The sequence below is a fragment of the Kluyvera sp. EC_51 genome (assembly GCF_019584505.1).
In the GTDB taxonomy this organism is placed as follows: domain Bacteria; phylum Pseudomonadota; class Gammaproteobacteria; order Enterobacterales; family Enterobacteriaceae; genus Kluyvera; species Kluyvera sichuanensis.
In genome coordinates, this window is sequence record NZ_VDAG01000086.1 from 1 (window position 1) to 8,825 (window position 8,825).

An 8,825-nucleotide genomic window follows, 5' to 3' on the forward strand; every position below is an offset into this window, starting at 1 on the left:
AATCTTATTTGACCTAAACCATTTATATTAGAAAACTCCTCGCATCCTTCTTCTAATAAAACAATGGCTCGTTCAAATCCTAATCGACCTTGAAAGAGTCCGACCTCATGAATAACATTCATTCGCGCCTGTTTATTTCCATCCAGCATTTCATCTTCTGCTGTCATTACAAGGAATGCTATGCAAGACTGATCCAGCATTTGAGCTAGCCTAGTTATGTTAGTAACGCCGGCAACAGGAACGCGATTAAATTCATCATAAGGCAAGTGAAGTTTGTCCTGAACAAAATCTTTAAGTTCTCGCCACATTGCCGAACGGCCGTGGCCAATAAACACATTCGTGCCAATTCGTTCCGATACCATTGCTTTCTCTTCAATGTTATTGATATGACTGTATAATTTAACTAATATTTTCCGCAACTCATCACAAGCTTTATATGGTTCTTGCAATGCTGCTACCTTCACTCTTACCGCCAGATGAGGAGGGGTTAAAAACCCTTGGGAAACAGCAAGTTGGTCAGCGCAGCGGAACTTTCCCTTAGGACTGCTGGCATTAACAAAATCACTCTCAGAGTATATTTTCATACTCTCGATTTTTTCTATTAATGACTGAAGAAATTTGTCTTCTGAAGGTAAATGTTTCATGTTGGCATGTATTATTGACAGTGCTTCATCCTTTGCATTATCAAATATCTCCTCGACTTCATCAGCCTTTTCTTTGTAAGGATCTAAGTCAGGGTCACCTGCGCACGAATATATGTAGTCAGTCACTCCTTCAAATAAATATTCGACCCAATCTCCTTTTGTTTCACCACCGTAACCACCTCTCATACCCCAAGTCATACTAAAATGAGCACCTGGCGGCGGGGTTTTAAAATCTCTGTAGTAAACTCGTGATTGATATCCTAGCCACGATCCTGACCAAGATTTGTCTACCACTAATGAAGCTTCTTCTATTTCTTGTAGTTCAGGGAATTTTTTTGATGAGTGTTCAACTAATTTATCTGCAATTTTTACGATTTGCTGTGCAATAGTCATGTACGTTCTCTGAGTTAGAGTTTTGACCGCGAAGCGGTTCGGGGTTCTGTGACACCCGAACTTTACCGTGGTTTCCCACGGTTTTTTACTTCTTGGGTTCTTCTTCAGCGATGCTGTACCGCTTGTTTTTAACGCTATTTATCGTTCGATCCAGATTCAAAAGATCTATAAATTTCTCCAGAAAAACAATGTCTTCTGGTTCAATATCTCGAATAGCGGCCATAAGACGTGTTTTGGCTGCCGCCTCAGTTGCGTTATGTCCCTTCAACTGAAAATCTACGCCATAACCAAAAGCGGCCATATCTTCGCCATAGTGTTCTGACAGGGCGAGTGTCGACTCACCGAAAGCAAGCCAGACCGGATTCTTCCCTGTAGCTTTAGCTATTTTACGGATTTCGATCAGTTTTGGTTCGCGTTCACCAGATGCCAGGCGCTTGAGAGTGCTGACACTGATGCCAGTTTCATTCTCAATATCATCGTAAGTGAAATTCTGGATGATGGACTGCCGTATACGTTCTGCACATTCTTTGTCTGCTGCCATGTCAGATACCGTCTTGTAGTGATCACAAAGTCTCAATTCTAACCCCCATTTTTCTACCCAGAACCTTTAGTGTCTATTTTGATTCTTTATGGTGTCAATATTGTTGACTCAGGCTCATACTCACAATAGTATAAGTGGTATCGTAAAGTGTCAGAACAGATACTTGCGAATCATTTCAAACCAAGAGAGACACTATGTTTTTCGACTGGCTGACTATTGAACAGGATTTTGGCTTTCAGCTACCAATTTTGAGCGATGTAGCTTATCAGCGCATCCATCTCGAAAGTGGAGAAGCGTCAGCGCTGAGTCAGCCAACTTTTCAGCATAAAGGATCTTTTTGCGATGTGGTTTCGATCTCAATTCGCGGATCTCTGTTGAAAGTATCAGGAAACCCTTCCAGGTGGGGGCGTTTGGATAATCTATTTGGTCTCCCGACAGTGGATTCCTGCGTATCTGTTTTCAATCAGATCCTTTTTGAGATTGGTCTGCCGACATTTACGAAATGCACAAGGCTGATGCCCGGTCAGGCTAAAGAAAACGAGAAAGCCCCCCTTATTGCTGACGGGGCAATTATTAAAGAATTGCACATTACCTCAAACAGAGCATTAGGGAAGGGCAATGAAGATGATTATATTTCTGGTTTATCTACTCAACCATACCGAAACAGTGTTCCGCGGCTACATTCCAACGGAAAGTCGGTCGACTGGCTTTCGAAAAAAGGCAATGTAAACCTCATATACCCAACGGTTTACAACAAAGCCCATGAGATGGAACTTCATTCTTTAACAAAGATAAAGAATCGTTTTTCCGAACAATCTCAAGAATATAATTACGTGCTCGATATTATCTCTTTCTGTAAAGAGAATGGAATCGTAAGATTTGAGCAAAAACTGAAGTCCAGATTTTTGCAAAAGAACGCACTCAACTACTGGGGGCTTTCTGATTATTCTGTTTTACATAAGTTACATTCTGATTTTCTTGAACTTGATAAAAAGTTATCGGTGAATGCTATGGATTTTGAAACTATCAGTGATCATCTTGTAAGTAGTGGGGTTGTTGAAACCACCCGTGCAGCAAATACTACCGCAATGTATGCAATACAGTGGTTTCATGGTCATGTATTTGACTTTAACAAAAAACAGGTTCAGACACATCGTGCGCGATTGCGAAAAATTGGTATCGACATTGCGCAGAAGTGCAATATTTCTAAATTCTCTCCGGTGATTGTGAAACAAACACGAGAGATTAAGGTACAGGAGTGTATAGCTCCGTCATGGTATGTACGTCCGTCACATTTACGTGTTGCATAGTTAATTAACAAAAGGTGTTTATATGAGTGAGTTAGGAAATCTGGAAACGACTGTTACCGGAAAAATCAAACGATTTAATAATGGCGGCGGTTATTATTACACGACAGTGGTTTCTCCTGCCGCTGACGCATATAGCTTTCCTCCGGTCATACGCATTAAGTCCAAGAAATCACTTGGCCGTGTGGGGGATGAAATAGAAGATATTCATTGCCGGATTACAGGCTACGAACGCAGCTTTCCATATACAGATAAACAAACAGGTGAGCAATCCCGTGGATTCAACGTAGACATGTTACTTGAACTTCTGGAATAAACATGTCTGCAACAGACTTCGATTCTCTTTATCAATTAATATTTAATGCCGGGCTTGTTATTTGTTTTGGCCTTGGCGTTATTAGTGGTGGTCAAAGATGAGTGCACTATCTTACTTCTTTGCTGCTTATTGTGTTGGATGGGTTATATCTCATTCTATTCTGGTGTTTAAAAAATTATCTGAGGTTTCAACATGAAAAAATCAGTCGTTGCAAAAATCATTGCTGGCTCAACTCTGGTTATTGGTTCATCTGCCTTTGCAGCAGATGATGCAACCAGTCAGGCTAAAGCTGCTTTTGACTCTTTAACCGCTCAGGCAACCGAAATGTCCGGGTACGCATGGGCGCTTGTTGTTCTTGTTGTTGGTGCAACGGTGGGAATTAAACTGTTTAAGAAATTTGTAAGCCGCGCATCTTAATTCAATATCCTTTCGATCCAACCATTTATTTGGGTGGCATCTGCCACCCTTTATTCAGGTAGCATAAATGAAGAAAATAATTATCGCTTTATTTTTTGCTCCTTTCTTTACCCATGCAACTACAGACGCTGAATGTTTAAATAAACCCGCATTTGATGGCACATTAAGTAATGTCTGGAAAGAAGGAGACTCACGTTATGCAAATTTTGAAAACTGCATTTACGAACTTTCGGGTATTGGTATCGGTTATGATAATGATACTTCGTGGAATGGGCACTGGACGCCTGTTCGTGCTGCTGATGGCTCTGGCAATGGTGGTGATGATAATTCATCTGGCGGGGGTGGTAATGGAGACTCAGGAAACAATTCTACGCCAGATACAGTAACACCCGGTCAGACTGTGAATTTACCGTCTGACTTATCTGCTCTGAGCATTCCTTCTAATGTGGTTAAATCTGACTCAATAGGTTCTCAGTTTTCGCTTTATACAAATGCCAATTGCACAATGTGTTCAGGGTATTATCTGTCTAACAATGCTGATTCAATTGCTATTGCTAACATTACGGAAACGGTAAAGTATGATTATAACCAGCCTGATATGTGGTTTGAGCAAACCGACAGTGACGGCAATCATATTAAATTACTACAGAACAGTTATAAGGCTGTTTCTTATAATGTGGAATCAAAACAATCTGACGTGAATAACCCGACATACATTAGTTATTCTTATTCCGTTAATGTAAAGCAGGTTTCCTATGACACATCAAACGTCTGCATAATGAACTGGGAAACTTTTCAGAATAAGTGTGATGCCTCACGTGCTGTTTTGATAACTGATACGGTTACGCCATCTTATTCCAGAAATATAACAATACAGTCGAATATTAATTATCAGGGTGGCAATGGGTCAGGCGGGTCAGGCGGGTCAGGCGGGTCAGGCGGGTCAGGCGGGTCAGGCGGGTCAGGCGGGTCAGGCGGGTCAGGCGGGTCAGGCGGGTCAGGCGGGTCAGGCGGGTCAGGCAATGATGGTGGCGGAACCGGGAATAATGGCAACGGAACCGGTGATTTTGATTACGTCAAAATGGCAAATGCCAATAAAGATGCACTGACTGAATCATTTGACTTGTCAGCTTTGCAGGCCGATACAGGGGCATCTCTTGATGGTTCTGTACAGGGAACGCTGGATTCTTTAAGGGGATTTTCCGACAGCATTGGTGGGCTTGTTGGCAACGGGTCAGCTATTTCTGGTGAGTTTGCAGGTTCATCATCTGCGATGAATGCAATTGGTGAGAGTGATAAATCTCCTCTGCTGGACTCATTTCTGAAAGACGGATTATTTCCGACCTTACCTGAATTTAAACAATGTACGCCATTTGTATTTGCTCCCGGCAAAGAGTACGAGTTTATTATTGAGTGCAAATACATTGATATGTTTAAAGGTATTTTTGCTTTCATATTATATTTCTGGACGTTCGTTACTGTTTACGATTCTTTTTCTGGAATATTACGTAAGGGAAGGGGGTAACTATGCCAGCTTTTCTTGGACTTCCTGTTCTGGCAAGATTTATTGGATGGCTTGCAGGTGCTCTTATTGCATATGCTGCAAAGTTTTTTACATTGGGTATTGCCAGAATAGCACTTGCAATTTCGCTATTCCTTGGTCTCATTATCGGTCTGAATGGATTGTTAGTTTCCTATCTCTCAGATCTTACTTCTGTATTACCGCCTGAAATTGCCAGTGCAATTTCTTATGTTGTTCCTGCTAATGCAGCACCATGTTTGTATGCGATTTTTTCGCTTAAAGCAGCAGTTTTTATTTTTGACGTTAAAGACAGAATTATAGGATACCTTGACTGGAATAAATCATAATGGCTGTATATGTTGTAACGGGAAAGCTTGGTGCAGGTAAAACACTGGTCGCTGTTGGTAAAATCCAGGACAAAATTGTTTCTGGTTGCAGGGTGGCAACGAATCTCGACTTGCGCATTCATAAGTTACCGAGAGTGGGGGTATTTGCAAAGTCACCGGATGTTATACGAATACCTGATAAACCCTCACTGGAGGATTTACTGGCAATCGGGAGAGGCAATAATTCCTATGATGAAAATAAAAATGGACTATTGGTTCTTGATGAATGTGGAACATGGTTTAACTCACGTTCATGGGCTGATAAAGAAAGACAGTCCGTAATTAACTGGTTTTTACATGCCAGAAAATTGGGCTGGGATATTATTTTTCTTATTCAGGATTTATCCATCATGGATAAACAAGCTCGTGTGGCACTGGCAGAGCATGTCGTTTATTGCAGACGCCTCGATAAAATCACAATCCCATTCATTGGCTCACTTTATAGTGTAATAACGGGTTCAAAACTCCCGCTGCCAAAAGTACATGTCGGAATTGTTAAATATGGTGACTCTTCGCAGTCAATGACTGTAGAACGCTGGACTTATACGGGGCGTGATCTTTATGCCGCTTATGATACCAAACAGGCATTTTCAGACGCTTATGAGCATTCATCATTCTCATACCTGACACCATATCTTTCACATGGACGGTATGCCGTAAAGAGGGACGCTACGTTTTATATGAGACTTTCCAGAATCTATTTAAAGAAATATTCAAGAGTATTGTGCCTGTTTTGTGGTTTTGTATCAGCGTTCGCATACCTCAGTCTGTCCAGACCGGAAGCGACAACTCAGATAAAACCAGCATCGCCGCAGATTATCACATCCCGTTATAAACCATCAGAGTTGAAAATAACAACATCGTATCGAATGGGAAATACGGTTGGTTTTGAGTTTATGGATGCTAAGAAGCAAAAAATCGCATCTGACGATCTAATTAAAGACGGTTTCCGCATGGTCTATATAGCACCTTGCGCGGTAGAGCTTATTAAGGATGGGAAACATGAAAAAGTTACTTGCTAGTTTGCTTTGTGCATTATCATTTCAGAGCTTTGCTATCCCTGTCGAACTGAATAACGCGCCAGTCAGGGAGTTTGTTTCATGGTATTCAAAAACAACCGGAAAGCCTGTGATTATTTCACCGGACGTAAAAGGGGAAATTACCGTTTACTCAGCGGATGTCACCAAGGATGAACTGTCTCAGTTTTTTACGTCGGTTCTCCGGGCGAACGGTTTTGACCTCAGTCCGGGTAATCCTGCTGTGGTTCAAAAGTTTAACCGTGATACGTATGAATATTCCGATTCATTCTCAGAGCCGGTTCCGGCATCCTCTTATGAGGGTGATGTTCCTCCTCCAACTGGAGACTTTTTCACTAAATCTGAGATGCGCGCCAATTTGATTACTCAGACGTATCCGGTCAATAACGTCAGAGCAAAGGATCTCGCACCAGTTATTGATATATTCCTGAAGGGGGAAAATATTGCAGGTACTAAAGTTTATCCTTTTGATGGAGCGAATATTCTTGCCGTAACGGCATCAGCATCACAACATAAAGAACTTGCAGCATTTTTTCCCTCTGTTGATGTGCCAAGAACGCAGGTTCTTGTTGAATCAGTTATTTTTGAAACAACGGCTTCCGATGGTTTTGATTTCTCCTTTGCAGCGGGAGATCCTTCCGGCAGTCCAGTGGCGGGAGGAATCAATACTGACCGCCTCACGTCCGTTTTATCCAGCACTGGCGGCTCCTTTGGTATTTTTAACGGCAACATTCTGGGGCTTAGCCTGAAAGCGCTTGAAACATCGAGCAAATCAACGCTTTTATCAATGCCGCGCATCCTGACTATGTCAGGCCAGCCAGGAACATTTACGGCAGGGCAAAATGTTCCATTTGTGACGGGACGGGTCACGGGAGAAGCTGCAAATGTTAATAATCCATTCCAGACGATCGAGCGTCATGATGTGGGGATCTCATTGAAGGTTGTTCCGGTCGTGACACCCGGAGGATTGTTAATCATGGATGTTTCAACAAATGCGGACAGTATTTCTGATTCGCAAACGGCTTCCGACATCATCACAAATACACGCTCAATTTCGACAACCGTTCAGCTAAAATCCGGCCAGACAGTTCTGCTCGGCGGGATGGTGGATAACAGGGAAAGCGACAGTGATTCATCTGTACCGTGGGTATCGAAAATTCCCTTAATTGGTGCGCTCTTCACGTCCAAAAGCTCAAATGCAAACAAGCGCACGCTGTACATTCTCATTCGCGCCCGCGTCGTTAACCTGCTTTAATCCCGGATCACCGGCGTTCTCCCTGCGCAGCGGGGGGAACGTTGGTGAGAAGGGAGCTCAGACAGGAAAGTCCCCCCGTATATCAGGTGGAACAAATCGCCGCTTATCTCTTTTTTAATTATCGGCAGGCGGAACAAATCACCGTGCAACATTCCTGACCCAAAGGTGGGGAGCTATGCCGTTAAGGCATGGCAATAAATTAGTCACCTAATAACCAATTGATAATATTATGTTTTTACAGCCTTTTAAACTTGAAAGGTGGGGTGTTATGCCGTGGAACATAAGGAGAGGCAAAAATCAGGGGGGGAACAAATCGCCGCTTTCAGCTAATCAAGTGGATAGTTTTTTGCCTCATATTGCATAATAAGCGTAGACAGTTCATCCAGTTTTCTGGCTTCCTCAGAACCATCCGGCGGGTCGAGATCGTAAAGCGGTGAGACTTCTTTTAGAGCAGCGTAATATTCCTGTTCATTTTTTATCATGACGAGAAGTGTTCCTTATGCTGATGGCAAGACGCCAGTTTTTCGCATGCGAAAAAAATTTCCTTTCAGAGCAGTAGTAAACAACCGTGAACCCTGACATGCCCACGAAACCCGGACTCATTTTGCGGCAAGAGACAAGTAAGGTGCATGAGCCATTGCATAACCGCAGAGCTTGTCCGTCCTATAACATCGCAGACGATTTGTCGTGTGTAACTGGTGAGGAAACAGTACGACCATCCGCTTTGCATAATTGCTTACGACTGCATGACGATAATAGGACAGAAGCAATTGTGGCTGCAAAGGTTTGGCGTTCATGTTTTTAACGGTAACGCCGGGAAGTGACAAAACTTGTTTTGGTGCTGACCGGGGTTGGCCAAGCCGCGCAGTCATTGATTATAGGTTTGGGGCTAATCCGGCGCGGCAGCTTCACCAGAGCCGTCCTGACGGACGATGACCTGATGGCTGGGGTTTTCCTGTGCCAGAATGCTGGATTCTCTCTTACGCCTTACTGGTGCGCATAATGTA

Annotated in this window: 11 protein-coding genes; 8 read left to right on the plus strand and 3 right to left on the minus strand. The window is 42.9% G+C overall.

The features are described from left to right. Window positions 1-1,037 (minus strand): TIR domain-containing protein (locus tag FHC49_RS15845; protein WP_220440274.1); only part of this gene is annotated, 1,037 nt, incomplete at its 3' end. A gap of 85 nt (window positions 1,038-1,122) precedes the next feature. Next, on the minus strand, window positions 1,123-1,578 hold the full coding sequence (locus tag FHC49_RS15850; protein WP_150319694.1) for a helix-turn-helix transcriptional regulator: 456 nt from the start codon (window positions 1,576-1,578) through the stop codon (window positions 1,123-1,125). 194 nt (window positions 1,579-1,772) lie between these two features. Here FHC49_RS15850 and FHC49_RS15855 point away from each other — a divergent pair, with 194 nt between their 5' ends. The 8 genes from FHC49_RS15855 to FHC49_RS15890 all read left to right on the plus strand — a co-directional run bounded on the left by FHC49_RS15855 (window position 1,773) and on the right by FHC49_RS15890 (window position 7,818). Then, on the plus strand, window positions 1,773-2,888 hold the full coding sequence (locus tag FHC49_RS15855; protein WP_220440275.1) for a phage/plasmid replication protein: 1,116 nt from the start codon (window positions 1,773-1,775) through the stop codon (window positions 2,886-2,888). Between the two features lie 22 nt (window positions 2,889-2,910). Continuing rightward, window positions 2,911-3,201, plus strand: a complete 291-nt coding sequence (locus FHC49_RS15860) for a hypothetical protein (protein ID WP_049122938.1) — start codon at window positions 2,911-2,913, stop codon at window positions 3,199-3,201. Between the two features lie 2 nt (window positions 3,202-3,203). Further along, window positions 3,204-3,302: a tail virion protein G7P-2 gene (locus FHC49_RS15865; protein ID WP_015979771.1), complete on the plus strand. Its 99-nt coding sequence runs from the start codon at window positions 3,204-3,206 to the stop codon at window positions 3,300-3,302. A 91-nt stretch (window positions 3,303-3,393) separates the two neighbouring features. Then, entirely contained in the window at window positions 3,394-3,618 is a 225-nt protein-coding gene (locus FHC49_RS15870; RefSeq protein WP_015979773.1) for a major coat protein, read from the plus strand. 67 nt (window positions 3,619-3,685) lie between these two features. Beyond that, entirely contained in the window at window positions 3,686-5,143 is a 1,458-nt protein-coding gene (locus tag FHC49_RS15875; RefSeq protein ID WP_220440276.1) for a hypothetical protein, read from the plus strand. 2 nt (window positions 5,144-5,145) lie between these two features. Beyond that, window positions 5,146-5,487: a minor coat protein gene (locus tag FHC49_RS15880; protein WP_080330447.1), complete on the plus strand. Its 342-nt coding sequence runs from the start codon at window positions 5,146-5,148 to the stop codon at window positions 5,485-5,487. Next, the gene (locus FHC49_RS15885) at window positions 5,487-6,548 is read left to right on the plus strand and encodes a zonular occludens toxin domain-containing protein (protein WP_220440277.1); all 1,062 of its coding nucleotides are present in this window, start codon (window positions 5,487-5,489) and stop codon (window positions 6,546-6,548) included. Before FHC49_RS15880 ends, FHC49_RS15885 begins: the two co-directional genes overlap by 1 nt. Further along, entirely contained in the window at window positions 6,529-7,818 is a 1,290-nt protein-coding gene (locus tag FHC49_RS15890) for a secretin N-terminal domain-containing protein (RefSeq protein WP_080330449.1), read from the plus strand. Before FHC49_RS15885 ends, FHC49_RS15890 begins: the two co-directional genes overlap by 20 nt. 326 nt (window positions 7,819-8,144) lie before the next feature. Here the strand turns inward: FHC49_RS15890 and FHC49_RS15895 are convergent, their stop codons facing one another. Beyond that, window positions 8,145-8,300 (minus strand): hypothetical protein, encoded by a 156-nt coding sequence (locus FHC49_RS15895; protein WP_157858749.1) that lies wholly within the window; start codon window positions 8,298-8,300, stop codon window positions 8,145-8,147. Window positions 8,301-8,825 lie beyond the last annotated feature (525 nt).